Below are 25491 nucleotides of genomic sequence, written 5' to 3'. Positions count from 1 at the left end.
GCGTCAGCGAGCGATGAGAGCCCAAATCTCAGGGAGAATCAGCGCCGGCTGACGGCGGCTGGCGCGGTGGCCTGCGCTCCGGAGCAAGAGGTCGCGCGTTCGAGTCGCGCCGGGCCCACTCTCCGAAGATGTAACCCCGCCATCGCTTACCGATGCGCGGGGTACTTCGTTTCTGACCTCCTCCCCTTCCGCGGTGTCCTTCCGGGTGACAAACCCGATGGCTCCGAGCCGGTCCTTGAGAGCCTCGGCAGGCTTGCGTGAGCGCAAATCCTGCGCAGGTGCCTGTCTCCATTCCAGCTCGCTACGTCCAGCCACCCGGGGATACGATCAACGGCCTTCGCCTAATGCCCGGTATCAAATCGCAATACATCTTCGTGGCCCCAGCCCGCAACCCTGGCTTCTATCATCTACGCTTCTGGATTGTTGCTTCTGAACCGGAGCAGGAGCAGGCGGAGGAAGAGGGCGCCCCCAACCCTGGCACTTGGCTTTGGGGCAACGACTTTTACTTGGTGGTACGATGACCCCGCGATTCGCAAGACCTGGCCGTTTACCGCACGTTAGGGCCGTAGGGGGCCGCACAGCCCCAACAAAACGAATCGGCTCTCAGCGCCCTAGCGGGGTCATGTACCGAGGGCTATCATCTGCTCGACCTCCGATCATTCCGCTGCCTCTCCGCGCCTGTCAGAGCCAATCCAACATTTGGCTGGGGTGATCCTTGGGCACACTCCTCTGCGAGACGTGCAAGCGAGAGGTGCGGGTGAAGATCCCCAGTCCGGTCCCCTTGGCCGCACCTACCCCCATGATGTGCGTGTCCGGAACTCCGAACAACAGACTCATTCTGTGGATATCCCGTCCTTCGATCTCATAGTCTTTGTATTCACAAATCAGCTTGGCTGGCCTATTGGTAGGCTCTAAGTGGCAGAACTCCTGTTGAGGTTTGCAGAAGGCGTCTTCGGATTCACCCTCATTGTTGCTGTCGCGTTCCTCTACGAGGATGAGGAAGGCCAGGTGCAGGATCGTATTCAAGAGCTCTGGGTAGGATTGAGCAGGATCCAACCTACTGCCCTATCAAGACACACTGCGTTTCTCAGCGGCGCAACGCGGCTTGTGGATCGCGTCCTCGTAGTCATCTATGGAGAACGCCTCCTCTCCGCGAGGGCATTTTCGATAAGCTTCCTATTGCAAGCGGCTGTCGCCTTTACGCTTGTTAGCAGCATAACGCTCTTGGCAATTGTGCTGCACCGTGGTTGGGGCAAGCCAGGAAGCGTGGTCTCTTTGGGGTTAATGGCATTGTTGCTTTGGTGGGCGATTCTCCGAAGCTTTCAGCGGCCACAAGGACGAACAGCGCAACGAGCAGCCCTCGCCCTTGTGGCCTTCATGATATGCACAGGGTTCATAGTCTCAGGCTCGCAGCCTGGCCACCGTTTCAGCGCCAGCACAAGTTGGCGTATTCTGGAGCTGGCCATGTCTTGTGCGGTGATAATGGACATTGCAGCGGTGGCCCTGCTGAGAAGGCTGATACGAACCGTGAGCAGCGCCAACTCGTTCAGATCTCAGCTCATGCTCCTTCTAGGCGTAGCGATGATAGTCGTGCTCGTTGCTCTACCTGGAACGATTGCTTACCACCGAGAGAACAGTCCTGAACTAAGCGCTTTTGGCCTTTCTCTCATCGGCTTGACAATCACCACTCTCATTCCGCCTGGGCTGTTGCTCGGGCTTCTCCTCACGCTTGGATTGCACAGGATCGGGTGGCCATTACTCCTGCGCTCGCTGTACGCCGTTCATCGTCACAGTCTGTTCAACAACCGGAAGACCATACTTGGTATTGGCTCGGCCTTTGTTCTCGTGGCGTGTAGGCCTGCGTGGGCTGCTCCTCTGGGAAGAGCAATGCTCGACAAGATCGGCATAACCATACCGCAGTGACCCGTGGCCTTTGACGCTGGTCCTTTGCTAAATAGTCCGAATAGTCTTGCAGGTTAGGGAACAAGTGATCTGCTCTGGTGTGGCTAGGAAGATCGAAGATCGCTTGCTCAAGAGCTTGGTCCCCATTCTACTCGTCAGACCAAGCCGCCACAGAAGGAATCGGTCCCAAACGAGGAGGGTTCTTTTGAACGGAGGCGCCATGAAAACCTGGGCGGGACTCTGCGTCTCTGTCGCGTTCCTCATCTCCTGCGAAACGACCCCTTCCCCACAGCTGGGCGATCAGGACCGCTCAGGTATCGCGGCGGCCCTACGCGGCGAGCATCTGCCGCCACCCAAAACACTGGAAGTCACCGACGCGGGGTGGCTGGTCGCGACCTTTGAGTTGGCGCCCGAAGAACTTACAGGGTCCGCTCAAGGCTTTGCTGAGAGGGCATTACTCACAATCCGGAACACCATGTACCGGCACAAGCCGATGCACGCCTACCGAGTGACCCTGAACGGCCCGTCCCCGGGTCCTGACCTGATTAGACGCTATGGGAGTGCCAGATTCATTGAGGGCGGGTCCGGGCTTGAGTGGGACGGGAAGTAGTTGTTGAGCGCCTAGGCTCAGTCTGGAGGTCCGCTTCGGGAGTGACGTCAACTCGGAGCAGGTCGATCGCCTCCCAGAGCGCCTCCAGCAGCGCCGGCGGTACCCCGGCGAGCCGGGCATCGAATGCGAGCAGCTCGGGCCGGTCGCGAACGGAGAGTCCGGCGTAGGATCTAGCGGGATTGTGTTCATCCGGTATCATGCAGAAGACTCTCAACCTGGCGTCGACAGCTTCATGGCCCTGTACCACGTCGTGCCTAGCGTGGTCTTTCTTCTCGCCATCACTGGGTGCAGAGGATGGACTGAGACTTCCGAGATCGAGATTGTCGCCACCGATTACGCTTTCCAAGTCCCACCAAAGATCAAGCCGGGCCTCGTTGCCTTCAGATTCGTCAATCGCGGCACTGTCCCTCACGAGGTTCAGTTCTACCACCTGCGACCTCACATTTCGCGCGACTCAGCCCTCCGACGCCTAACGACCGATCTCCCGGACAGTTTGGCGGTCGATGGCGCTGGCAGCGTGCTTTGGGCTCCTGCCGGGGTGACCGCCCATGAGCGGTTGCTCGTCGATGTCCGGGCCGGGGACCTCTACCTCCTCATGTGCCAGTTTCAGAACGCGGACAGCTTGCCTCCGCATTCTAAGTTGGGCATGATCACGGTTTTTGAATCGGAATAGTCGCGTTTCTTGCGAGTCGTGCTTCGAACGCCAGCAGCTCGAGCCGCTGCCGGAGTGGCCAGCCTCGGTAATCCTCCACCTCACGCTCCTCGGTACTCCGCGTTAGCATTGTCCCCATGCCCGACACTACCAATCCACCGTCAACGCCGGCTCAACCACTAGGGCCAGGATGGACCATCGGCAGCCGGACTGCGCGGGCCTCCCCGCCGGCGTTGACGGAGCTGCCTTCCCCGCCAGCAGACGGGTTAAGCAACCCTGCCGAACCTACCACGCTCCGCACCCGTCTCCTGGCTATGGGAGAGCTTCGGGATGCGACGCTATTCGTCGCAACCGCAATTTACGTTTTAGGGTACAGCACATGGGCCATCTATTCAGCCCGTCGTGGACTTGGTGTGCTGCCACCGCTGGAAGGTCAATACTTTCTCGCCGGTATTTTCCCTTTCGTACTTCTCCTGGTCGGTACTTGGGTAGTCAGAGCTATCAGCCCCGCCGCAGCTGAGGTGGATCGGAAGCGCGCACTTCATAACGGGTACTCGGTGACTGGTTTAGCAATGTCCGCTATGAGTCTCGCCCGACTATCGGAGTCCGTTTCCTTGCGCTTAGGTGTAGTTGGTACGATCGTAGGCATTTTCATCGTTTTCTTCTTGAACTGCCTCGCCATTGCTCTGTTCGTTCGTGCAGGAGTGAAACGACTGCTTTGGCCATTCCGCCTGCTCGTGACCGTGATTCTGCTGGCGTCCGGCTACCTCTATTCGCTCCTTATGTTTCCACTCATCCCACGAGAGCTCGGAGGACCTAGTCCTTCGTGCGTCCTAGTGGACATCACAGGGAATGCGGTAGCTCCGGCAACGGCCAAGGATCTCGGGCTCGCCGAACTACCCAGTCGAGACGTTGCCGTGCGTTCGGCTCCGCTATTACTGCATTTCGATGGAGGCGGCCTTCTTGTGGTCAGCCCTGCGGCCGGTGCTGCGCGCAACGTGATTCGACTCCGAAGTTCCGATATTGGTGCTGTGTTAGCGAGCTCTAAGTGCTGGAACAAGTCACCTTAGAAGCAGCACTACAAATCTCTCCCATGTCCGACGATAACGCGCCTCCCTCAACCCCTCATCGACGTTAGGCCCGGGTGCCGCCCAGGCTGGCCTGGAAGCTGCCCGGCCTGCCGCGGGAGTGGGTGCTGGTTCTGGAGCGCCACCCCGAACCCATGGGCCTAGCCGGTCACGGCGATCCGCTGTCTGGCTACGTGTGGCTGGACACCCCAGGGAAGGTCCTGCATGCGGCCGAGCATCTGCTGGAGTCAGCGCAGCGCCGCCCGAAGATCGGGAAGGAGGAGTGCGATGACAGTGGTTTGGGAGTTCGATGAGGAGGGCTGGCAGGATGAACTGAGTCGCGCGGTGGCCCAGGCGGCAGTAGACGGGTTGCGTCGGTACGTGGACGACGTTCGCTGCCCAGTTCACGGAGAGCCGGCGACTATCCTGGTCCGTGGCCGAAGCACGGACACCCTGCAGCTCGATGTGCAAGGCTGCTGCGATCGCCTGACGGAACCAGTGCGTGCCCGGATAAAGGAACTGCAGCGAGGCGACCCCGAGCTGTGACCGAGGCGGAGATTGCCCTTCTCAAGTCCCTCGCCGCCGTAGACGTGGTGACCTTCAGGCCCGAGGGTGCTGGGCGAGCGGCCCTGGGGCGATACGAGGCCACTCTCGCAAGACTCAAGGACCTGCAGAGGGCCGGGTGGGTGGAGCTCGAAATTGCCGACGAGAAGAAGCGCCAGAGAGGGCAGACACGGCGGGGTGCTGCGGCACGCTGCACTGACGTCGGCAGGGAGGCGCTCCGGCTGCTGGGGGAGACTTGAGTGGAGCACCTGATCGCTCGGTTCTGGAATGCGATGAGGGAGCATCGCGGCAAACTGGGGACGGCCCTCGGCGCCGTGCTCGCCCTCACGATTGGCCAGGGAAGTTGCTGGCGATGGAAGGAGCACGAGTTAGCGGTGACCAACCAGCGTGTCCAGAGTGGCGCTCGCATCGAGCATGTGATGCTTGAGGCGATCAAGGCCAGCGCCCTCTATGCGCGACTGCAAGACTGCGACCCCGCAGATACGATCGCGCGAGTGCAAAACCGGAAGGTTGCTCTGAGTCGGCAGCTTGAACTCCTCCAGAATGAGTTCACCGCCGTGGAGCGTGACCTGGCGCAGCTGGACGGGCGCCCACCTCGTCAGGTGGACCTCAACTTTATCCCTCCTCCCGCCCCGAACATCGAGGTGGAGGTGCACGTGGACGGGAAGGTCATTCCTCAGCCGCTCGATACGACGCCACCTGCTGTGCCACCCGAGTGTCCAGCCCTCGAGTAGGCTTCGACTTAGTGTCTTTCCACCTTCCGTGCACACGATCCACAGAGGCAACCGGCCGCAATAGGCGTACTCCCGCGCACCTCCGGACCGCAGAGCCCGCACACGGACCAGGGGGTTACGGTCCGAGCGGTGGGATCAGCTTTAGCCTATCAATCGCCTCCCATAGCGCCTCCGGGAGCAGAAGGCGAGCAGCTTGGGTCCTATCCCGCAGCGGCCAGCCCGAGTTAGTCTTCGCTCGAACCCTTGCCTGGTTCCCCTCGATCTAGGTACATGGCGGATCATTGCCCATTACCGTCAACCGAGCCTCAGCCCTCACGCGACTATAACCCGAGGAACAGCAGATATGGCGCAATCGGCCGAGCCGTTTGGGTCCGCCATCGCCAAGATTGTTATTGACAAACTTCTGATCGCTGGAATCATTCTCCTTCTCGGCCATTTCGCCAGCCGCGCCCTAGAAGCCTATAAGACACGAGAAGTCTTCGCTTCAAGACTTGCCGAGAAGAGGCTGGAAGCAACAGCGAACGCGTGGGAACTGGCCAATGACGCAGACGCGCGCATTCGTGGTTTGCGCGTCAAGAACCCTTTGCGGGGGTTTAGTTCAATCGACAGTGCACGCAAGGCGTTTGAAGAGCGCGGTCGGTTAGATGAGCGCCTCCTTCAGCGGGCGAAGATCCTATCCGAGACAGCGCACCGTCGTAAAAGGGATGCGGCTGGTGTGATCCCAATGGTAGGACAGGTGGAGCTCGCGGCCGCGGAACGAGAGGAAAGGATACTGTATCTTCCCGAATGGGCAGCGCTCGATTCCGTGGGCCGGTACCTTGATCGGAACCAGTTTTGGATCAGACCAGATGATGTCCAGGCCATTCGGCAATTTCTGACGGAGTCCGCCACTCTCCTTGCTGCACTAGCCGCGGAGCGAACGAGCTTTTGGATGGATGCGAAAGACTCGGTTGAATCGGCGCAGGTCAGAGTAGATAGTCTCCGACGTTCGTTGCAGCAAGTGCGCACTAACCTTTTCCGAGAGCTCGATCAGTAGTCAAGGCGGTGCCACTCTTGATGTGCCTCAAGTCACCATGCGACCAGGGCAGCGGAGTCATAAATCGCGGGTGCCGTTCCGGGTGACAATTCACACCAGCGCTAGCCAACGCCGGCCAGCGTTGACAGAGCCTAAGTCCTTGGGAATCATCGCCCGTCAGCGCCCTCAGGCGGCTCGCCGCCCCTCCGGAGCAAGAGGTCGCGCGTTCGAGTCGCGCCGGGCCCACTCTGGAAGATCTTCCCCCGCTGAGACTTCGGTGTCGCGGGGTTCTTGTTTGCGCTTTCCCGCCTCGCCTTTTATGACAGTAGTTATGTCAGATCCCAGCCGCCGAAGCTGATCCCCGAGCCGCTCGAAGTGCTGCTCCGGGGCGCCGAGCGAGACAAACTCCGAGCGAGCGTCTTCGATCTGAACTAAGGAGGGGACATGCCCAAACCGAGACCGGCACCAGCAAAGAAGGCTTCCGACGCGATGATCCTGATCAACCTGACCGCCGGCAAATGGGTGAGTCAGGCGATTGCCGTTGCCGCCGAGCTCGGCATTGTAGACCTCTTGAAGGACGGTCCTAAGGCGGCCGCCGATATCGCGCGCGCGGCGAACGCTTCCGAAGACGGCGTCTATCGGTTGCTCCGCGCCCTGGGGAGCGTCGGGCTCTTCGCCGAGACCGGAGAACGGAGATTCCGGCTCACTCCGCTTGGCAAGCGGTTGCGCACGGACTCGCCCGAAGCGATCGGCGGTTATGCTCGATTCATAGGACACGAGAGCACGTGGCGACCGTGGGGAGAGCTTCGCCACAGCGTTCACACTGGCGAGCCGGCATTCGACCAGGTCTTCGGCATGCCCATCTTCGAGTACTACGCGAGGATGCCAGAAGCCGCTGCGGTTTTCGATGCAGCGATGACATCGATCAGCACCTTTGAGTCTCAGGCGGTGGTCGCAGCCTACGACTTCTCGGGGGTCGGCACCTTAGTGGACGTCGCTGGCGGGCACGGTCTCTTGATCACAGCCATACTCAAAACGAACCGGAGGATGGGCGGCATCCTCTTCGACCTTCCGCATGTGACCGCCGGAGCACCGGCGCTGCTCCAGAGCCGCGGCCTCGCCGATCGTTGCCAGATCGTCAGCGGCGACTTCTTCGAGTTCGTTCCAGAGGGAGGCGACGCCTACATCATGAAGCACATCATTCACGACTGGGATGAAGAGCGAGCGACCCAGATCCTCAGGAACTGCCACCGTGCGATGCGGCCTGGCGGGAAAGTGCTGATTGTCGACGCGGTGATCCCGGCGGGTAACGCGGCGCACTTCGGCAAGCTCCTCGACCTCGAGATGCTGGTGCTAACACCACGTGGGCGCGAGCGCACCAAGGTGGAGTTCCAGAACTTGCTGCAGCGGTCAGGGTTCCGGCTGCGGCGCGTCGTCTCTACCGAGAGCCACCTGTCGGTGGTTGAGGGAGAGAGGACTTGAGCTGGGAGCAGAGAGCTTGAGGCGTACCGTGGAACGAGCCGCCCTCAATGGTGACCGTTCACCTTCCCACCTTCCGTGCACACGCTCTCCCATGCTTCAGACCGTTGGCCGGTGATCGACCCTCCGGGGGGCAACCGCTAGCCTCGCCTGCTCTCCTCTGCTCTGGTCGCCAGCTCCATAGCGGCTACGTTATGACGATCTTTATGACAATCCCCACCAAAGGCCATGAGCGTCAGCCAGCGATACCTGATCTCGTTGCTGATCGGGCTTAGCCTGACCCCGGGCCTAGCTGGCCCCCCTGGCTTGCGCGCCCGACTCGTCGCTTAACTTGACGGAGCTTATGACGGTGGTAAGCTCCCCTCATGAAAATCGGTATTCTGGGCTCGGGACTGATGGGCGGCAAACTCGGGACTCTCTTTGCACGCGCCGGGCATCAGGTGGTCTTCAGTTACTCTCGCAGCAGGGAAAAGCTCGAGCAGCTCGCCCGAGAGGCCGGGATGAACGCGCGGCCCGGCACACCGCGTGAGGCCGCGCGAGACGCGGACGCTGTGCTGCTGGCCGTGCACTGGTCCCGGGTGAGCGACGTGCTGCGAAAGGCCAGCGACCTGTCGGGCAAGGTGCTCGTGAACTGCTCGCTCCCGATGAATGCGGACGACACCGACCTCGTGGTCGGCCGCACCTCCTCGGGAGCGGAGAAGCTCGCCGCCAAGGTGCCGCGGGCCCGGGTCGTCGCCGCCTTCGGCACCGTGCCGAGCGAGGTGCTGACCGGCGTGTTCGAGGCCCGGGGCCGCAGCCCCCGCCCCAGCCTGGTGTACTACGGCGATGATGCGGACGCCAAGGACCTGGCGGCCACGCTGATCCGCGACATCGGGTTCGATCCGGTAGACGCCGGTCCGCTCCAGGTCGCCCGGTACAGCGAGCCGTTCGCGCTGCTCATCGCGCAGCTCGCGTACGAGGGCGAAGGCGGCCCGGAGCTGGCGTACCGCTTCGAGCGGTTCGGGGCATAGCCGCAGACACTCGCCAGGCCGTACCCATTCTCAATCGAGACGAGGCCGATCATGGGACGGCGTACCTGGCGAGGCTCGCTGACCATCGTGCTGTGCTCGTGGTCCACGCTCACGGCCCAGGTCGCGCCGATTCGATCGGGCGACCGCATTCGCATCACTCCCGGATGTGCCGGCACCAGCCGCGCACCCCAATGTCGCCCGGTCACCGGCAGGTTTCTCTCCCGCAGCGGGGACACCCTGGCCGTACAGAGTTACCGGGAGACGCCTGTGGTCATGGGGATAGACTCGCTCACCCGGCTCGAGCTGAGCGCCGGCCGCCATCATCATACGCTGCTCGGCCTGGGCGTCGGGACACTGGCCGGCATCGGCGCTGGCGCGCTGTGGTCCAATGACTGCAAGAACGGCTTCGGCTCCGAGAGCAACTGCGAGCTTGCATACCTGGTCACCATCCCTCTCGGTGCCCTGGCCGGCACGATCATCGGGGCGACCATCGTCTCGGATCGATGGCGCCCGGTCGTCATGACCCCACTGCAGGAGGCCCACGGTGTGCCGAAACGCCGTGACCTCCGACTGGGGATCGCACTGCGGTTCTGAAGACAGTCAGCTGCCGCACCGGTCCCGGCAGCCTCGCCGCGCTCCTCGTCTCTCACCCGCCCCCTCCTGTTACCTGCGTCACAGAGCTTTGTCCCGCCTTCCCGTAAGCTGCAGCGTTCTGCCTGGTGATCGGCCCTTCTCATCGCAGGAGAGCTACCGGAGACGTGGTGCGGAAACCGTTGCTCAGCCCGCGTAGGGGCCCGCTGCCTCCGCCTCTCGTCCTCCTGCTAGCCATCCTTGCTACGGCCTGCGGCAGTGACGGAGCCGACATTCAGGCGCCCGTTCCGGTCGCCTCGGTCAGGGTGACAGCCCCGGCCGATTCCGTCCTGGTCGGCGATTCCCTGCAGCTCACCGCGACCGCGCTCGACTCGGCCGGCACGGCGCTGGAGGCCAGGACGTTCGACTGGTCGACCGACGACACCAGTCTGGCCTCGGTATCGGCATCTGGTCTGGTGGCCGGACTCGCTCCGGGGAACGTCGTGATTCACGCCACCAGCGAAGGCGTGATCGGCAGTCTGACGATCACCGTCTCTCCTGCCCCGACTACGCCGCCCCCTCCGCCCGGGGGTCCGACCGATGTCGGTCTGCAAGAGATCGCTTCTGGGCTCTCCTTCCCCCTGTATCTCGCCTCGCCACCCGGCGACGAGCGCCTGTTCGTGGTGGAGAAAACCGGCGCGATCCGCGTGGTCAAAGACGGCACGCTCCTGCCGACACCGTTCCTCGATCTCTCGGCCCAGGTCTCCGGCCGGGCCGAGCAGGGCCTGCTCGGCCTCGCCTTCCCCCCCGACTTCGCTTCGAGCGGACGGTTCTTCGTCGACTATACGGACCTCGAGGGCGACACCCACGTCTCCGCTTTCCGGGTGTCGAGCGATCCGGATCGCGCGGACCCGGCCAGCGAGTCGGTGGTGCTCGCCATCGATCAACCGGGCCCCAGTCACAACGGCGGACAGCTCCTGTTCGGTCCTGACGGCATGCTCTACATCGGCATGGGCGACGGCGGATCGCACGGCGGCGATGACCACGGGCGGGGACAGTCGCTCGACGATCTGCTCGGCTCGATCCTGAGGATCGACGTCTCGTCGGGCACCAGCTATACCGTGCCGCCGGACAACCCATTCGTCGGGACCGCGGGCGCCCGTGGCGAGATCTGGAATTATGGCCTTCGCAACCCGTGGCGCTTCAGCTTCGACCGCGGCACCGGCGACATCTACATCGCCGACGTGGGCGAGACCCAGTGGGAGGAAGTGAACTATTCGGCGGCGGCCGATGGCGCAGGGCGAAAGGTTGACTACGGCTGGAATGTGATGGAGGGGCGCCACTGCCTGGGGACTCCGGACTGCGACCAGAGTGGCCTCACCCTCCCGGTGTTGGAGTACAGCCATGATATGGGGTGCGCCATCATCGGCGGCTATGTCTATCGCGGTTCCGCCATTCCCGCGCTGCAGGGACATTACTTCTACTCCGACTTCTGCCAGGGCTGGGTGCGGAGCTTCCGCATCGAAGACGATCAGGCGGTGGAAGAGGCCGACTGGCCTTCCCTAGCGCCGGGAGGTCAGGTGTCCAGCTTCGGGGAGGACGCCGAGGGTGAACTGTACGTGCTGACCGGAGACGGCCGAGTACTGAAGATCGTGGCACGGTGACCTCAGCCCTGCGCGCCAGGCGTCGCTGAGGCGGCCGGGCGCGTCCTTCTGAACCCCTCTTGCCCCGACGCCCGCGGCAGGCGAGTATCGAGCGTGTGGCGTGCCCTGCGTGCGCCCCCCCATCACCGGATTCAGTGAGGCACGGCATGGTGCGGAAGACGCGCGAGCAGGTCTGGCGGGAGCTCGAGGACATCGGTGAGGATGAGGTTCGCCAGCGGCTTGCCGCCGCCTCCGACGCCGTCGAGGAGCCCGGCCTGGTTCGGGAATGGCTGGCCCAGCGAGATCGTGTCGCCTCGGCGCTGGCGGCGACCTCCGACGAGCTCGCCACCCGGCACGCGGGGCGGACCGTCCGGTTGGGCCGCGTCGTCGGATCCGCGGCGCTGCTGGCGGTGGCCGCTGTCGCACTCGGCTTTCTCCTGGCCCGGCGCAAGCGGTAAGGGACGCCGCTCCGGGCCACGCGCCGCTGGCGCGGCTGTGTCCTTCCGGTTTATTTTCTGCTCCCCCGTCACATACTCCGTGTCCACCAATGCATGCACCGGTCGCCTCTCCGCGGCCAGTTGCCGGTCTTCGTCAGGTGTGGCTCGATCCCGCCTTCGCGGCGCTGTATTCCGAGCTCCCCTCCGGCATCTGGATGACCGCCGTGAGTGTGTCCAGTATCATCGTCGATGGGGCGTTGAGGAGGGGCCGCCCGTGGCCCGATGAGGGCCCTCGGATCCTCTCCGACGCGCATTTCAAGTTTCGTGGTGGGCGCCGCCGAGGCGCGGACTGGAATGGCGTGACCAGCAGGAGCACCGATCCGTAGATCGGGCGCGCCAGCGACCGCAATCGGCTGCACACGAGGCGAGTTCAGCCCGGGCACGATCGGTGCACGGGCTGGCGGTAGCTTGTCCGCGCCCTCGGCGCATAAGATCGGCCCACCCAAACTGATAGCCGGTTCCACCGCGGTCCCTCGGTCATCGGCGTAGCCTGGTATTGTGCCGGCGCCCTGTCGAACTGCGAGCTGCCGAGGCACCCCCCACAGGAGACCTTCACATGCCCCTCCGCCTGCTCTCCTCCACCATTCCGCGCCAGGCCGCGTTCCTTCTGGTCGGTGCCGCCGCCCTGCTCGGCGCGTGCAGCGACGCCGGACCGGCCGGCACGACCGCACTCTCGATCAAGCTCAAGGACGCCCCGGGCGAGGTGCAGCACGCGGTGGTGACGATCGCCGGAATCAACCTGATGGGTGGTAGCGGCAAGGTCGTGCTCACCAGCGTACCGGTGACCACCGATCTCCTGACGCTCGCCAGCAGCACGGCCGACCTGGTCAGCGGAGTCGACGTGCCGTCAGGCACCTACACGGAGCTGCGGTTTCTGATCAGCGGGGCCTGCCTGGCGGTGGAGAATGACAGCGGTGAGAGCGACATCTACGCGACCGACGGCTACGATGCTACACCCTGCGGCGGAGCGGCCACCGGCGTGCTCCAGGCACCGAGCTTCTCGCAGTCCGGCCTCAAGGTCACCATGGACGCGGGCGCGCTGACGCTTGCCCCTGGAGAGAAGATCCTGCTGGTCGACTTCGACGTGAGTCAGAGCTTCGGCCAGGCCGCCGGCCAGGTCGGAAAATGGGTGATGCACCCGGTTATCACCGGCGGCGAGCTGTCCGCCGGAGCCGCCGACAGCGCGGCTCCGTAGCCCGGAGCTCGGCAACCATCTCGGCCGCTCCGGGCAGACTTCCGGAGCGGCCGAGCCGTTCCAGCTATTGGAGAAAGACCATTGCCACGCAGAGATGTACGATGACTGGGGCTACCGAATTGGAACCTGGATAACAGGCTGGGGTTGGCTCCCTCCCGTCCCTCCACCGGACCCGGTACTCACGTCCGGACCACCGGTCGGTGTCCCCTCGCCGGCGCCCAGCACCCCCCCGCCGCTGCCGCTGCCGGTGCTTCCTGACGACGCGCTGCCCGAGCTGCCGCTCCCACCTCCGGACGGCCCGGCACCGCCGCCATTAGAGCCGCCTGCCGAGCAGCCCCCTCCGGAGGCGCAGTCTGCCAGGCCGATCTGGTTGTTGGCGTGGGTGTAGATCTTACCGAGATGGGACTGCATCCCGAACAGGATCCCGATCAGGCCGATCAGCACCAGAGCGACCAGAAGGACGTGCTCGGCCAGCGCCGCTCCGCGCCGACTGGTGGCAAAGGAACGCGAAAAGGGCAAGAAGCCCAGGCGATCTGCACCAGCGGGGGAAGGCACGATCGGCCGTTGCACTTTTGTAAGAGTGATTCCCTGCAGACACTTAGGGTACGGATGCCCCACGATTGGATGCAATTCAGTGCAGGTCGCGTGCCGACGACTCCCGTGCCGGCTCAGCGGCGCCGGAGCTCCATCGCCCAGATGTCGCTCTGGCGGGTGCCAAGAGTGAAGAAAAACCGCCTGCCATCGGTGGCAAACTCGGGGCGGCTGGAGGGTCTGCTCGGGTCGTCGAAGCGCACCAGCAGCCGGGGCGCACTCCCCGAGGGCGAGATCGCCCACAGGCTGGACGACCCTGCCGCGTCGAACGCCTTGAAATAGATCGTGCGGCCGTCGGGGCTCCAGAGTGCCAGCTCGGGCGAGGGGCTGCCGGAGTCGCCGGCCTCGAAGAGTTGCCGATTCCCCCGCCCCTGATCGTCGATCAGCCAGACTCCGTCGGCGCGGCAGTAGACGATCGAGCGTCCGTCCGGCGACCACCTTCCAGCCCAGCCGCCGGCGGTCGTGAGCTGCCGCGCGGTGCCCCAGGTGGAGTCGGACTTGCGCCGTACCAGAAACAGCTGGAGCTCGCCTGTCACGTCGGACGTGAACACCAGTGCGCGTCCATCCCGCGACCAGCCGGGGGATCGCTGATTGGGCGGCCAGCGCACCACCTCGACGGGCCGCCCGCCATCGGCCGGCACCAGCCGCAGTCCGCGGCTGCCCGCGTGATAGGAGTGGAGCGCCAGCGCCTTCCCATCCCCCGACCAGGTCGAGACGAACTCATCGTCCGGCGAGTCGGTCAGCTGCTCCGCCTCGCCTCCGCCGATCGGCATCTTGTAGACATCCTGGTTCCCATCGCGATCGGAGTCGAACGCCAGCCAGCGGCCGTCCGGAGACAGGCTGATCCCCTCGATGATCTGAGTCCCCTCGGTGAACGGCCTGGCGCCAGCCTCGGCAGCCTCGCCGTGCTCGGGAATGTCCAGCGACCAGATATTCGCGGTGTAGGAGAAGACGGAATACGCCAGTGCCCTCCCATCGGCCGAGAGACTGATGCTGTGGGCGCTGAGGCCCGTGGTCAGTCGAGTGGGCTCACCTGCAGGCACTCCTGCCCCGCTCAGGTCCACCCGGTAGACATCGCGGCTCCCCTCTCGATTGGAGACGAAGAGAAGCCCTGCGGTGTGGGGCAGCCACACCGGGCTGGTGTTGAGCGCTTGATCGTCGGTGATTCGGATCGGGTTTCCGCCCGCTGCGGGCACGATCCAGATCGAGCTGGGCGCGATGTTGCCCAGGTTGGTCGAGCTCCCCCAGGGGGACTCACCAAAAATGAAACCGGGGTTGCCGGAGACCAGCGCGATCCACCTGCCATCGGGTGACCAGGCCAGCGAGTGGGCGTTTGCCAGCCGGCAGAGCAGCGTCGCCGGGCCGCCGCCGATGGCCCGGCGATACACGGCCCAGTCTTCGACGTAGGCGATTGCCCGGCCGTCCGGCGACCAGGCAGCCGACGCCACCCAGCTCCCCGGATGCGCCGGCTCGACCAGCACGCGGGGCACCCCGCCGAAGGCCGGGACTTCGTAGATCCGACCGCCCGCCTGGAACGCCATCCGGCTCCGGTCCGGTGACCACTGCGGTCGCCAGTGGGACCCCGGCAGCTCCTGCGTCACCGCCACGGCGCGACCGCCGGCGACCTGTTTCACGAAGATCTGGAAGCGGGTTCCATCATCCGCAGAGTAGGCGATCATCTTGCCGTCCGGCGACAGCGCCGGATCGAGCTCGAGTCGTTCGTCGAACGCGACGCGATGGGCTGGGCCGGGTACCAGCTCCGCTGGCGGGCGGGCTCGGAGATAGAGGCCGCCAGCGGCGCCGGTGAGGAGCAGAGCCAGGGCTATCGTCACGCGCCGCAGGCCGGCGCGAGCTCCCGGGACGCCAGCTCCCGCGATCACGACCTCGGGAGCGGGCATCGGTGCCGGCTCGGGAGGACCAGGCATCGACGCCGGCGCGGGTTCCGCCGCCACTGGGACAGGCTCCGGCTTGACTCGTGGCATCGGCGGCGGCGGTGTGGTCTCCGCCGCCCGAAGCTCCGCGGCAAGAGCCACCACCTCCCGATCGGGCGGCGAATCCAGCTCCTGCTGCAGCAGCACCTCGTAGATCCGCGCGTGCTGCAGTGCGCCGGCCCGGTCGCCCGCGGCGGCCAGCGCCCGCATCAGGCTCAGCGCGACCGTCGCGTTCAGCGGGTCCTGCGCCGCCAGCTTCCGCCACCAGCCGACGGCCTCAGTCCAATCGCCTCGACTCTCCGCCCGGCTGGCCAGCTTGCCCAACGACTGGGCGTAATTCCGGGCCAGGTCCGCTCGCTCCTCTTCCGCCCAGCGCTCGAACTCGGGCGCACCGGGAAGATGAAATCCATCCAGGAACGGACCGGTGTAGCGCGCCGCCGCGTCTTCCAGCTTGCCGACAGCCAGCGCTTGCCCGAACTCCGCCAGATCGCTGGAGACCAGCTCGGCGTTGAGCCGCAGGTGCCTGGTTCCCAGGAAAATGTCGTCGGAGCCGAGGTCCTGCCGTAGGGCGTAAAGCGCCTGGTTGAGGCCGCGGCGTGCCCGCTCCTCATCGGCCTCAGCCCAGAGATAGGCCAGCAGCTTCTCGCGGGTGAGCCCCTGCTCTCCGGCGGACGCAAGGAGGGCAAGGACGGCCAGCCGCCTCGGCTGCGCCGCCGACCCGCTGACCGCGCCCTCGGCGCGGCTGACGTGCAGCCTTCCCAAAGTGTGGACGCGTAACACGTTGCGCGAGGTGATTTGGAGGTGATTGCCGCGTGATTGCCGCTCATATACTAGGCACCGTGATCCCGGGCGGCAACCGGGCGCGATGACGCGCGGCGGTCCAGTCGCACACCTCAACTAAAAGGAGCTGTCGTATGAAGATCGTGCTGGTGACCGGACTGGGCCTGATGGCGATCGTCTCGCTGACCGCGTTCGCGCGAGTCGTGCCCGCCACGCACCGTACCCGGGCGTTCACGGCCCGGCTCACCGGTGCCGCGGCCGTGGAGCTCTCCGGTGATGCGACATTCGCCCGGGTCGAAGGAGGCATCGGGGCGCCGACAGTGTTCACCCTGGACCTCGGCCAAGGTAGCGCGCAGGGAGCCATCCTCTTCACCCGCTCCAGTGGCAGCCGCCTGAGCTTGGGCACCTACACCATCTCGGACCGCGGCGACGGCTCCGATGACCTGCAGGCGCTGGTCATGCTGGGTGCGGTTGAGCGGCCCACCGGCGTATTCCGGGCCCAGTCGGGGACGCTCAGGATCGATTTCGCTTCCGACACGCTGCTGACCGGCAGCTTCACGCTGGCCGCCACCGGCTTCACGGCGGCTGACCCCGCAACGGAGGACCGGGAGATGTCCGCCTCGGGCAGATTCACGGCGCGTGGCAGGTAGCCATTCGTCGGAAAGGAGATGAATTTCATGGGCAAAGTCGATCTGCGCTCCAGCAAGCCCGCACTGGAGCCGGTGGGGTAGCTCTGCCCACTCCATCCGCGAACCGATTCCGGAGGTGGCATGACACCCGAGCAGCAGGCACTCGTTCGTGAGAGCTGGGCCCGGTTCGCGCCGGCGGTGCGAGACGCCGGCGCGCAATTCTACGATCGGCTATTCGAGCTCGATCCCGAGGCGCGCCGGCTCTTCGCGAGCACCGATATGGCGTTGCAGGAAGTCAAGCTGATGCGGATGTTCGATGGCATCGTCCATTCCCTGGACCGGCCGGCCGATCTGGTCTCCGAAGTGGCCGCGCTCGGCCGGCGGCATACCCACTACGGCGTGAAGGATGCCGACTATCCCTCGGTTGGCGCTGCGCTGCTCTGGACTCTCGAGCAGGGACTGGGCGAGGCGTTCACCGCCGAGGTGCGGGAGGCGTGGAGCGAGGCATATTTGCTGGTCGCGACGGTCATGCGGCGCGCGGCCGCCCGGGAGCACAGCGCCGGATAGCGGAATTGCCCCTCTGGGCGACGGTGAATACCATTCACGCCTCAGGCATCGAGCTCCCCTGGCGAAAGGACGACCGTGATCGAGACCCGCGGCCGCGAGGCCCGACTGAGGCCCGAGTTCGATTACCTGTACCCGGGCATTCCGGACGGTACCTGGATGCCGGTCGAAGTCCTGCTCAACAAGGTCGCGACGTTGCTGTATGGTGATCCCTCGCAATCCGGTGTAATCACCGGACCGCGGTTGCTGCGAGACGATCACTTCGAGTTCAGAGGACCGTCTCCGCGCCCGGAGGGCCTGCCGCCGGATCTGAGCAGGATGAGCGACTCCGGGCTGGAGCCCAAAGGGTGAGCGGCGTCACCTCCGCAGGCCTTCGCGCCGGTTAGGTTGGCCGGCGTCGAATGGGTGGAATAGAGCACGATTCCAGTGAGGTGACTGATGAGACGGAATACCTGGATGCTAGGCCCAGTCGCTGCGGCCTTGCTCGCGGCCTGTGGCGGGGGTGGACGCAACGCGAACAATGCGGGCTCGACGGCCGGCGGCGGCTCCGAGACGGGCGCCGCGACTGACACCGCGGCCATGGCCCCCACCGATACGAGCAGCATGGCACCTTCCGGAGCTCCCGGCGCCACCACCGATACCGGCCGCGCCGTCACCGGGGCGGACACCGCAGGTAGAGTGGCCCCCGGCACCGCCTCCGACAGCACGAAGAACCAGTCGCAGTCCGGCGTGACCAACGACAGCGGTACCTCGACGCTCGGACCCAAGGTCACCAAGACCCGGCCGGATCAGAACAAGCCCGTGACGTCCAAGGGCGATACTATCAGCAACCGCGCGGACACGTCCGCCAGCGCACCCAAGTAGCAGCCTACGGCAACGGTCCGCCGGACGGGGCGCGGAGTATCCCGCGCCCCGTTTCGCGTGCGCCCGATCTGCCGGAATCTTCGATCCACCCCCGGGGGAGAACCAACCAGTGCTTGCCCGGTTGTTGATAGTGCTCGTCGGCCTGATCCTCGCCCCTCGCTGGGCCGAGGCGCAGCTCGAGGTGCAGGCCTTCTTCGGATCCTCAGTGAGTGCCCCGTCCCCCCTCACCATCACTCAGGCGGGCCAGCCCGACCTCCACTTCACGGCCCATTGGGCCACACGGCCGCTGTTGGACACCTGGTACTATGCTGGGCGAATCGGACTCTGGCGGGGCGATCGCGGGTGGCTGCTGGACTTCACCCATCACAAGATCTATCTGACCAACGGACCGGCGGAGATACAGAAATTCCGGATCACCAACGGGATGAACATGATCACGCTGAGTCGGGGGTTCCGCCGGGGGCCGCTCTCCTTCGCCATCGGTGCCGGTCCGGTCGTCACCTTTCCCCGCAATCGAGTCCGGGGTCAGACACTCGAGGCCAGCCGAGGATTCGGGGGCGGCTACTTCCTCTCGGGAGCTCACCTGATGGCCAGCGCCACCCGCACCTTCCCGATCCTCGTCGGAGTCTTCCTCAGTCTGGACGCCCGGGGCTCGGCATCCTACGTCCGGGTCCCGGTGGCCCAGGGACACGCCTCGGTGCCGAATTTCGCGCTGCATCTCCACGCCGGTATCGGATACGGCTTCGGCAAATCGGAGCGTCGGCGTAACTGAGTCCGGAGCGGCGGCACCAGCGGAAGAGATGGTTCAGGAGGTGGCCTTGGCCTCCGACTTGGCGCTGCTGCCCGCCGGCCGGAACTCCAGGTGATCCGTCCGGAGAATCACGAAGCCGCGGGGAGTGGAGAGGCGGGCAAGCCGCTCTCCGGCCATGTTCACCATCCGCTGCGTCACGCCGGGAAAGATGGGCGCAACGTCATACCACACTGACGGAGTCAGATCGGGATACTTCCGCTGATGCTCGGAACGCAGACGGGCCTGAACACCCGGCATCTGCTCTCCTCGGCCGCGCGCGCCGGCCTGCTGTGAGAAGTGGACGAGAACGCCGAAAGGTAATCGCGGTCCGCTGCGAGACCAATCGTTTCGATGGACAATTTCCTTGCAATCGCTTACCCTACAGGTGCTTGGACGCTCGTGGCATCCGAGTCCCACCTTTGCTGACAGTCAAGATGACCAATGCTCAGGACGCGCAGCCCGTCGTGGCCGGCTCCGCTAACTGTCTTATCGTCGATGACGAGCCGACTGTCCGCCGGTCCCTCGTGCGCATGCTTCAGGCGCAGGGATTCACCTGCTACGAGGCCGGGAATGGGCGCGAGGCCCTTGGCCTGCTCCAGCAGGTCGGGGAGACGCCGCTGGTCATCTCCGACATGCGGATGCCCGAGCTGGACGGGGCCGGCTTTCTCGAGGCCGTCCGCCAGCAGTACCCGGACACGGCGGTCATCATGCTCAGCGGCATCAGCGAGACGATGACCGCGGTCGACTGCCTGCACCAGGGAGCGGCGGACTTCCTGCTCAAGCCCATCTCCATGAGTGAGCTGCAGGCCCGGGTGGCGCGGGCGCTGGAAAAGCGGATGCTGGTCCTGCAGAATCGATTCTACCAGCAGAACCTGGAGCGGCAGGTGCACGAGCAGGCCCAGCGCATCCAGGAGCTCTTCCTTCAGGGCGTGCAGATGCTGGCTCGAGCCCTCGAGGCCAAGGACGCGTACACCCGCGGACACTCCATCCGGGTGAGCCAGTACGCCGTCGCCACGGCGGCAGGTCTCGGTTTCGCGGGGCCCACTCTCGATGGCATCCGGTTGGGCGGCGAGCTGCACGATATCGGCAAGATCGGCACCCGTGAGTCGGTGCTCCACAAGCCGGGACTGCTCACGGAGGAGGAGTTCCGGCAGATCACGGAGCACCCCGCGCTGGGAGAGCGGATGCTCTCTCCTCTGGCGCAGGAGTCGCCCGATCTGCTCCGCATCGTCCGCTCGCACCACGAGCGACTCGACGGCCGCGGCTTCCCTGACGGACTTCGCGGCGACCGGATCCCCATCGAGGCCCGCATCGTCGCGGTCGCCGATTCGTTCGACGCCATGACCACGCGGCGACCCTACCGCGAGGCCCGCCCGCCGGAGCTTGCGGTGGGCGAGCTGCGCCGGGTGGCCGGCACTCAGCTCGACCCCGACGCGGTCGAGGCGTTCGTCGCCGCCTATCCCGACCCGGCCAACCTGCCCCTGCCCACCCCGATCACAGCATCCCCCGCCGCTTGAGCTGGTAGTAGCGCTCCACCACGGCCTTGCCGGCCGACGCCGGCGGCACGTCCAGCACCATGATGCCGCGCGCCCGCATCTGCGCCAGCGCTGCGTCCCGGGCGCCGAGCAGCTCTTCCGCCGCTGCGCGCTCGAAGGCGGTGGTAACGCCCGACGGTCGTGCGGTGGCGAGCGCCTCGAGCGCCGGGTCCCGCAGCGTCACGGCCAGGGGCAGATGGCGGGGCCGAAGGGTGGCGGCGTGCGCCACCAGGGCATCGCTGGCGGTCCGATCGATCACATCGGTGAAGAGCACGGTAAGTGCCCGCTTCCGGTTGCGGGTCGCCAGATACCGGAATGCACCCGGGTAATCCGACTCGACCAGACGCCCCTCCGCAGCCGCCAGTCCGTCCAGCACGGCCCGCAGCGCGCGCCGTCCGCGCGCGGGAGCCACGTAGCGCTGCACCGTATCGGCGAAGACCATGAGGCCGATATTGTCGTCGTGCTCGGCGGCGGCCCGCGCAAGATGGAGCGCCGCCACGATCACGGCCTCGAGCCGGGCAACCCCCTCCACCTCCGCCGTCAGCAGCCGTCCGGCGTCGATCATCAGCAGGACCTGCTGCCGCCGTTCATCTTCGTACTGCCGCGCGATGGTCTTTCCCCGCCGGGCGGTCGCCTTCCAGTCGATGATCCGGGTCTCATCCCCCGGCACCCATTCACGGAGGCCCTCGAACAGACGCCCCTCACCAGGGCGGCGGATGGCCCGGAGTCCAGCCTCGCGCCGGCGCGCCACCTGGAGCGGGAGCGCCCGCAGTGTGGTACCCGGGGCCGCCGGATACACGGTTGCCGTCCACGGCAGCTCCAACCGGCTCTGCCGCCACGCCAGGCCGAGCGGGCCGAGCACCCGGATCGAGAGAGTGCCGCCCGCACCAGTACCGCGCCGGATAGGCCGCACCAGGAGCTGCTCCTCCGTGCCACTCCCTGGCGGGACCAGCAGGTGACGTCGCGGGGCGTTCGCACCCCCCAGCGGCCCGGGGAGGCCCTCCCGCACCAGCATGTCGAGCCGGCCGGCGCCGCCATGCTGCCAGCGGTAGCGCACCGGCGCCGGCCGCCCCAGGGCGAACGCGAGGGGCGCGTCCCGCCTCACCCGGATCGCTGCCGGCCCCGGAGCTCGCACGGTATCGATCAGCAGCGCGAGCAGCCATAGCGCATCGAGCAGCAGGAACCCTCCGGCCGCTGCCGGCCACCAGGCGGCGAGCGGCGCGGCACCGGCCAGCGCCGCGGCCACGAGGAACCAGCGGCGGGACGGGACCGCGATCACCTCGGCGCCTCGATCTTCTCGATGATGCCCTGCAGTGCCGCGTCGGGAGTGATCCCCTCGAGCTCGAGCTCCGGTGCTACCGCCACTCGATGCCGCAGCACGGCGGGCGCGAGCGTCTTGACGTCGTCCGGCACCACGAACCCGCGCCCCTCCAGCAATGCCGAGGCCTGGGCCATCTTGAGCAGGGCGATGCTGCCTCGGGGCGACGCCCCCAGGGTGAGCACCGGCGAGCTGCGGGTGGCCCGGACGATGGCCGTGATGTACCCGACCAGACTCGGCTCCACCCGCACGCCGCGGCTCGCCTGGCGCAGCATCCGAAGATCGGTTCGATCGGCCACGTCGCCGATCCCGTAGCTCGCCGGCAGGTCGGCCTCGAATCCGCGGAGCACCCGGACGAGGATGCCCTGCTCTACCGGCTCCTCGGGGTAGCCGATCAGCACCTTGACCAGGAACCGGTCCAGTTCCGCCTCGGGCAGTGGATACGTGCCCTCGAACTCGATCGGGTTCTGGGTGGCGAACACGGTGAAGCTCTCCGGCAGCTCGTGCGAGACGCCATCGACCGTGACCCGCCTCTCCTGCATCGCCTCGAGCAGCGCCGCCTGGGTCTTGGCCGGCGCCCGGTTGATCTCGTCGCCAAGCACCAGGTCGCCGAAGATCGGCCCCGGCCGAAAGGCGAAGCTGCCCTGGCCGGCGAGCAGACTCACGCCAGTAATGTCCGACGGCATCAGGTCGGGAGTGAACTGAATTCGCCGGAATTCGAGCCCCAGCGCCAGACTGAGTGCCCGCACCAGCAGCGTCTTGGCCGTCCCGGGCACGCCCTCTAGCAGGACGTGCCCGCGCGCGAGCAGCGCCGCCACGACTTCGCGCACGGCGGCCTCCTGCCCGAGTACCACGCGCCCGAGCGCGTCGGTGATCCGGTTGGCCGCGGCGCCATGGACGACGGCCGCCTCGGCGGTGAGTGGGGCCGGGTCTGGCGTCATGACGGCTTGACCTCCTCCCAGAGCGTCTCGACGGCGTTGGCCGCCGCGAGCACGTCATCGGCGCTCGCGGGCCGATGGACGATGGTAGTGAGCGCGGCCAGGGCTGCGCGTCCTCGGGGCGTCCGCACTCCGGGCGCCAGCCCCTCCAGCCAGACCGAGGCTTCGCCCCGCATGGAGCGGCCGGCGTGCGACAGCCGTCGGCGGAGCCCCTGGACGATGAGGCGCACAGCCACGTCGTGCCCGCGGGCCGCCGCCAGCGCCGTGGCCAGCGCCCGGACGTGCTCCAGCGGTGAGCGGCGGCGGCGCTCGATGGCGCTCCGCGCCGGCCCGAATCTCACCCCGGCCGCCAACAGCGCGAGCAGCCCCACGATTGCGAGCTGCCAGATGGCCCAGCCCCAGGGCGACCGTGTCGTCCACGCGATGGTGGCCCCCGCGAGCGATCCCGAGGCATCGAAGCCGTGATGGAACTCGTCGATCACGACTCGGGAATAGCGCGGGACCACCAGGCGCAGGGCGAATGGCCCCGCCGCCGTCTCCCGCATCGTCCGATTGGCGAACAGGTGGTCCTCCGCCACGAGGGTCACCCTGCGGTCGCCGGGCAGCGTCAGCCGGATGGCCACCGCCCTGCTCCGCGAATCCCGCAGCAGGGTGTCCACCCGGAGCGCGGCGGGCGCGGTGCAGGCCACCCGTCGGCCGTCGACCAGATCGGACGAGTCCACCGCCACCGGAGACAGACGGTGGAACAGCACGGCCTTGACCCATGGCATGCGCCCGTCGCTGCCGCCATTGGGATGTCTGGCGGAAACCGAGTCGCGCAGGCGCCGCACGACGTCGTAGCCGAGACAGCGGATGGCCGGGGCCGCTCCCACACCCGCGAGCAGCAGATCGACCCGTGCGCGGGCGAGGGCGACGCCCTCGAGTGCGGTCAGCTCCCGGGTAGGTCCGAGAAACGCGACCAGTGTTCGTCGATCACCCAAGCTGTCGATCGCGGTCACCGGCCGTCGGTAGTACATCACCCTGACCCCCAACCGGGAGAGGGCCTCGGCGAAGCCGCTCGCGCCCAGGGGACCGGCGAGGTAGCCGGAGCGCCGTGGATCCCGGTCGGTGAGCCGTGCGCGCCGGCTGCCCAGGGCTGCGGCACCCACGCCGAGCACCAGGAGCAGCACCACGCCGGCGGCCAGCTCAGTGCGCGGGCGCATGCCAGGCAAGTCCACTGTTCTCGCGCCAGCGGCGATACTCCTCGGGGCCGCAGGGGCGGCCGCCGAAGACGTGGGCGTAGAGCGTCCGCACCAGCTCGCGGAGCCGCTCCCGATCTTCCCGGATCAGGCGAGCATCGCGGGCACATTCCGCCGGGGTCTTGCTCGATTGATAACGCAGCAGCCCTTGGGCCTCGAGGGTGAGCGCCAGCGCCACGAAGGCGAGCTGCAGTGCCTCGGCCATCCGGCCCCGCGCGGCGGCGCGATCGGCCTCCCGGGCGTACCACGCCGCGTCGCGCCGATCCGGATTCGGGCCCGCGGGCGCGTGCTCGGCTGTCGCGGTGCCGGCGGACACCGTTCGCCAGACGACGTAGGCCGCATGCGCCAGCAGCAGAATCAGCGCGACCAGGACCGCCAGCAGCAGCAGCCGAAACATGGCGGGGTTGTCCGACCGGAGTCCCTGAAGCCAATCGGCCAGCCGGTGCCACCACCCGCGCAGCAGACGCCACGGGGCGGGCTCGGCGGTCCAGCGATACTGCGGGGCGGAGTAGACCGTGTCGAGCACGGCGCGAAGGGCGGCCGTGCCCGGGTCTCCCTGGCTCGCCATCGTCGCGGAGGTCAGGCGGTCTGGAGCGTGGCGGCCAGGACCTCGAGATCGAAGCCCTCTTTCCGCACCCGCAGATCGTAGTACGCGACGGTCAGCACGCAGTAGAAGAGCGGAAAGATGAACGCCTGGATGAGGCCGGTGAGCGCGAGCGCCAAGAGTGCGGCGCCCGAGGCAGGGCCGAGCACTCCCACCCGCGTGGCATCGGGCAGGAACAGCGCGAAGACGCCGGTGATGGCCGCGAGCGGAACGTAGAGCAGCACCAGCAGCGTCACGATCAGGCCCAGCATGCGCCAGCGGGAGCCCCGGGTGAGCTCCCACGAGCGCGAGAGCGATGCACTGGGGCTCGCTCCCGGCTCCAGCACCAACGCGGGGATGGCCAGCACCAGGCCCGTGGCCAGGATGATCCCCGGAATCACCACCAGGAAAAAGCCCACCATCACCATGCCCCCCAGAAGTACGGAGCAGATCAGGATCCGCCCGAAGTAGGGCGCCGCCCGGCGGAGTGCCTCCTGCGCGCCGATCGGCCGCCCCAGATAGCTCTCCGACACGATGAACACGGTGGCCGCCGTCGCGATCGAGTTGAGCACCGCGAACAGCAGGTAGTAGAGCGCCAGCAGCGGCAGGTTGGACAGAATGCCGCCCGCCGATTGGAGGAAAAGATTCAGCACCATCGGGATGCCCGAGCAGATGAGCGCCACCGTGGCCAGGGGCGCGAAGTGCCGACGATAGAGGGTGAAGGAGACGTCGAGGATCTCGCCCACCGACAGCGGGCGCAGAGCGGGAGGCGTCATGGCCCCAAAGATATTA

The 25491-nt window shown here is 66.4% G+C and carries 24 protein-coding genes; 17 read left to right on the top strand and 7 right to left on the bottom strand.

Translation table 11 applies throughout. The annotated features are described in order from the left end of the window. The first annotated feature begins 915 nt into the window (after positions 1-915). From VHR41_07990 to VHR41_07940, 11 genes are all read left to right on the top strand, one after another. Complete coding sequence (locus tag VHR41_07990; GenBank protein HEX3234125.1) at positions 916-1923, top strand: hypothetical protein; 1008 nt, start codon at positions 916-918, stop codon at positions 1921-1923. Between the two features lie 2596 nt (positions 1924-4519). Then, entirely contained in the window at positions 4520-4777 is a 258-nt protein-coding gene (locus VHR41_07985; protein HEX3234124.1) for a hypothetical protein, read from the top strand. Continuing rightward, positions 4774-5034: a hypothetical protein gene (locus VHR41_07980; GenBank protein ID HEX3234123.1), complete on the top strand. Its 261-nt coding sequence runs from the start codon at positions 4774-4776 to the stop codon at positions 5032-5034. The genes VHR41_07985 and VHR41_07980 overlap by 4 nt, the downstream gene beginning before the upstream one ends. Further along, complete coding sequence (locus VHR41_07975; protein ID HEX3234122.1) at positions 5035-5529, top strand: hypothetical protein; 495 nt, start codon at positions 5035-5037, stop codon at positions 5527-5529. It begins immediately after the preceding gene. A gap of 343 nt (positions 5530-5872) precedes the next feature. Further along, a complete protein-coding gene (locus VHR41_07970; protein ID HEX3234121.1) occupies positions 5873-6565 on the top strand; it encodes a hypothetical protein in 693 nt (230 codons plus the stop codon). Positions 6566-6988: 423 nt separating this feature from the next. Then, on the top strand, positions 6989-8026 hold the full coding sequence (locus VHR41_07965) for a methyltransferase (GenBank protein ID HEX3234120.1): 1038 nt from the start codon (positions 6989-6991) through the stop codon (positions 8024-8026). A gap of 362 nt (positions 8027-8388) precedes the next feature. Then, the gene (locus VHR41_07960; GenBank protein ID HEX3234119.1) at positions 8389-9033 is read left to right on the top strand and encodes an NAD(P)-binding domain-containing protein; all 645 of its coding nucleotides are present in this window, start codon (positions 8389-8391) and stop codon (positions 9031-9033) included. A 51-nt stretch (positions 9034-9084) separates the two neighbouring features. Next, positions 9085-9627, top strand: coding sequence for a hypothetical protein (locus tag VHR41_07955; protein HEX3234118.1), 543 nt, complete (start codon positions 9085-9087; stop codon positions 9625-9627). A gap of 125 nt (positions 9628-9752) precedes the next feature. Next, positions 9753-11267, top strand: coding sequence for a PQQ-dependent sugar dehydrogenase (locus VHR41_07950; protein HEX3234117.1), 1515 nt, complete (start codon positions 9753-9755; stop codon positions 11265-11267). A gap of 146 nt (positions 11268-11413) precedes the next feature. Next, positions 11414-11704: a hypothetical protein gene (locus tag VHR41_07945; GenBank protein HEX3234116.1), complete on the top strand. Its 291-nt coding sequence runs from the start codon at positions 11414-11416 to the stop codon at positions 11702-11704. A 595-nt stretch (positions 11705-12299) separates the two neighbouring features. After that, a complete protein-coding gene (locus VHR41_07940) occupies positions 12300-12938 on the top strand; it encodes a DUF4382 domain-containing protein (GenBank protein ID HEX3234115.1) in 639 nt (212 codons plus the stop codon). Between the two features lie 668 nt (positions 12939-13606). Here VHR41_07940 and VHR41_07935 read toward each other — a convergent pair. Next, complete coding sequence (locus VHR41_07935; GenBank protein ID HEX3234114.1) at positions 13607-16222, bottom strand: BTAD domain-containing putative transcriptional regulator; 2616 nt, start codon at positions 16220-16222, stop codon at positions 13607-13609. 152 nt (positions 16223-16374) lie between these two features. On the opposite strand from VHR41_07935, the gene VHR41_07930 reads away from it, so the two are divergent. The 5 genes from VHR41_07930 to VHR41_07910 all read left to right on the top strand — a co-directional run bounded on the left by VHR41_07930 (position 16375) and on the right by VHR41_07910 (position 19069). Next, the gene (locus tag VHR41_07930) at positions 16375-16890 is read left to right on the top strand and encodes a hypothetical protein (protein HEX3234113.1); all 516 of its coding nucleotides are present in this window, start codon (positions 16375-16377) and stop codon (positions 16888-16890) included. A gap of 120 nt (positions 16891-17010) precedes the next feature. Continuing rightward, positions 17011-17436: a globin family protein gene (locus tag VHR41_07925; GenBank protein HEX3234112.1), complete on the top strand. Its 426-nt coding sequence runs from the start codon at positions 17011-17013 to the stop codon at positions 17434-17436. 75 nt (positions 17437-17511) lie between these two features. Continuing rightward, the gene (locus VHR41_07920) at positions 17512-17784 is read left to right on the top strand and encodes a hypothetical protein (protein ID HEX3234111.1); all 273 of its coding nucleotides are present in this window, start codon (positions 17512-17514) and stop codon (positions 17782-17784) included. 252 nt (positions 17785-18036) lie between these two features. Continuing rightward, positions 18037-18297 (top strand): hypothetical protein, encoded by a 261-nt coding sequence (locus VHR41_07915; protein HEX3234110.1) that lies wholly within the window; start codon positions 18037-18039, stop codon positions 18295-18297. A gap of 130 nt (positions 18298-18427) precedes the next feature. Continuing rightward, positions 18428-19069: a hypothetical protein gene (locus VHR41_07910; protein HEX3234109.1), complete on the top strand. Its 642-nt coding sequence runs from the start codon at positions 18428-18430 to the stop codon at positions 19067-19069. A 33-nt stretch (positions 19070-19102) separates the two neighbouring features. On the opposite strand, the gene VHR41_07905 is transcribed toward VHR41_07910, so the two are convergent. After that, a complete protein-coding gene (locus VHR41_07905) occupies positions 19103-19345 on the bottom strand; it encodes a hypothetical protein (GenBank protein HEX3234108.1) in 243 nt (80 codons plus the stop codon). A 176-nt stretch (positions 19346-19521) separates the two neighbouring features. Between VHR41_07905 and VHR41_07900 the strand changes: the two genes are divergently transcribed. After that, positions 19522-20604, top strand: a complete 1083-nt coding sequence (locus VHR41_07900; GenBank protein HEX3234107.1) for an HD domain-containing phosphohydrolase — start codon at positions 19522-19524, stop codon at positions 20602-20604. On the opposite strand, the gene VHR41_07895 is transcribed toward VHR41_07900, so the two are convergent. From VHR41_07895 to VHR41_07875, 5 genes are read right to left on the bottom strand one after another with little or no spacing between them, the layout of a single operon-like run. Beyond that, positions 20582-21901: a DUF58 domain-containing protein gene (locus VHR41_07895; GenBank protein HEX3234106.1), complete on the bottom strand. Its 1320-nt coding sequence runs from the start codon at positions 21899-21901 to the stop codon at positions 20582-20584. The genes VHR41_07900 and VHR41_07895 overlap by 23 nt on opposite strands. Beyond that, positions 21898-22881, bottom strand: coding sequence for a MoxR family ATPase (locus tag VHR41_07890; GenBank protein ID HEX3234105.1), 984 nt, complete (start codon positions 22879-22881; stop codon positions 21898-21900). Before VHR41_07890 ends, VHR41_07895 begins: the two co-directional genes overlap by 4 nt. Beyond that, complete coding sequence (locus VHR41_07885) at positions 22878-24080, bottom strand: hypothetical protein (protein HEX3234104.1); 1203 nt, start codon at positions 24078-24080, stop codon at positions 22878-22880. The genes VHR41_07890 and VHR41_07885 overlap by 4 nt, the downstream gene beginning before the upstream one ends. Next, complete coding sequence (locus VHR41_07880) at positions 24064-24684, bottom strand: DUF4129 domain-containing protein (protein ID HEX3234103.1); 621 nt, start codon at positions 24682-24684, stop codon at positions 24064-24066. Before VHR41_07880 ends, VHR41_07885 begins: the two co-directional genes overlap by 17 nt. 11 nt (positions 24685-24695) lie before the next feature. Then, positions 24696-25475 (bottom strand): glycerophosphoryl diester phosphodiesterase membrane domain-containing protein, encoded by a 780-nt coding sequence (locus tag VHR41_07875; protein ID HEX3234102.1) that lies wholly within the window; start codon positions 25473-25475, stop codon positions 24696-24698. Positions 25476-25491 lie beyond the last annotated feature (16 nt).

It is taken from the genome of Gemmatimonadales bacterium (assembly GCA_036265815.1).
Taxonomy (GTDB): domain Bacteria; phylum Gemmatimonadota; class Gemmatimonadetes; order Gemmatimonadales; family GWC2-71-9; genus CAVVWJ01.
This window is presented reverse-complemented; position numbering and strand designations above follow the sequence as displayed.

Excerpts from the sequence above, each read along its gene's own strand:
- VHR41_07985 (HEX3234124.1), top strand. The coding sequence starts at position 4,520 with ATGACAGTGGTTTGGGAGTTCGATGAGGAGGGCTGGCAGGATGAACTG.
- VHR41_07970 (HEX3234121.1), top strand. The coding sequence starts at position 5,873 with ATGGCGCAATCGGCCGAGCCGTTTGGGTCCGCCATCGCCAAGATTGTT.
- VHR41_07965 (HEX3234120.1), top strand. The coding sequence starts at position 6,989 with ATGCCCAAACCGAGACCGGCACCAGCAAAGAAGGCTTCCGACGCGATG.
- VHR41_07960 (HEX3234119.1), top strand. The coding sequence starts at position 8,389 with ATGAAAATCGGTATTCTGGGCTCGGGACTGATGGGCGGCAAACTCGGG.
- VHR41_07955 (HEX3234118.1), top strand. The coding sequence starts at position 9,085 with ATGGGACGGCGTACCTGGCGAGGCTCGCTGACCATCGTGCTGTGCTCG.
- VHR41_07945 (HEX3234116.1), top strand. The coding sequence starts at position 11,414 with ATGGTGCGGAAGACGCGCGAGCAGGTCTGGCGGGAGCTCGAGGACATC.
- VHR41_07940 (HEX3234115.1), top strand. The coding sequence starts at position 12,300 with ATGCCCCTCCGCCTGCTCTCCTCCACCATTCCGCGCCAGGCCGCGTTC.
- VHR41_07930 (HEX3234113.1), top strand. The coding sequence starts at position 16,375 with ATGAAGATCGTGCTGGTGACCGGACTGGGCCTGATGGCGATCGTCTCG.
- VHR41_07925 (HEX3234112.1), top strand. The coding sequence starts at position 17,011 with ATGACACCCGAGCAGCAGGCACTCGTTCGTGAGAGCTGGGCCCGGTTC.
- VHR41_07915 (HEX3234110.1), top strand. The coding sequence starts at position 18,037 with ATGGCACCTTCCGGAGCTCCCGGCGCCACCACCGATACCGGCCGCGCC.
- VHR41_07905 (HEX3234108.1), bottom strand. The coding sequence starts at position 19,345 with ATGCCGGGTGTTCAGGCCCGTCTGCGTTCCGAGCATCAGCGGAAGTAT.
- VHR41_07900 (HEX3234107.1), top strand. The coding sequence starts at position 19,522 with ATGACCAATGCTCAGGACGCGCAGCCCGTCGTGGCCGGCTCCGCTAAC.
- VHR41_07890 (HEX3234105.1), bottom strand. The coding sequence starts at position 22,881 with ATGACGCCAGACCCGGCCCCACTCACCGCCGAGGCGGCCGTCGTCCAT.
- VHR41_07885 (HEX3234104.1), bottom strand. The coding sequence starts at position 24,080 with ATGCGCCCGCGCACTGAGCTGGCCGCCGGCGTGGTGCTGCTCCTGGTG.
- VHR41_07880 (HEX3234103.1), bottom strand. The coding sequence starts at position 24,684 with ATGGCGAGCCAGGGAGACCCGGGCACGGCCGCCCTTCGCGCCGTGCTC.
- VHR41_07875 (HEX3234102.1), bottom strand. The coding sequence starts at position 25,475 with ATGACGCCTCCCGCTCTGCGCCCGCTGTCGGTGGGCGAGATCCTCGAC.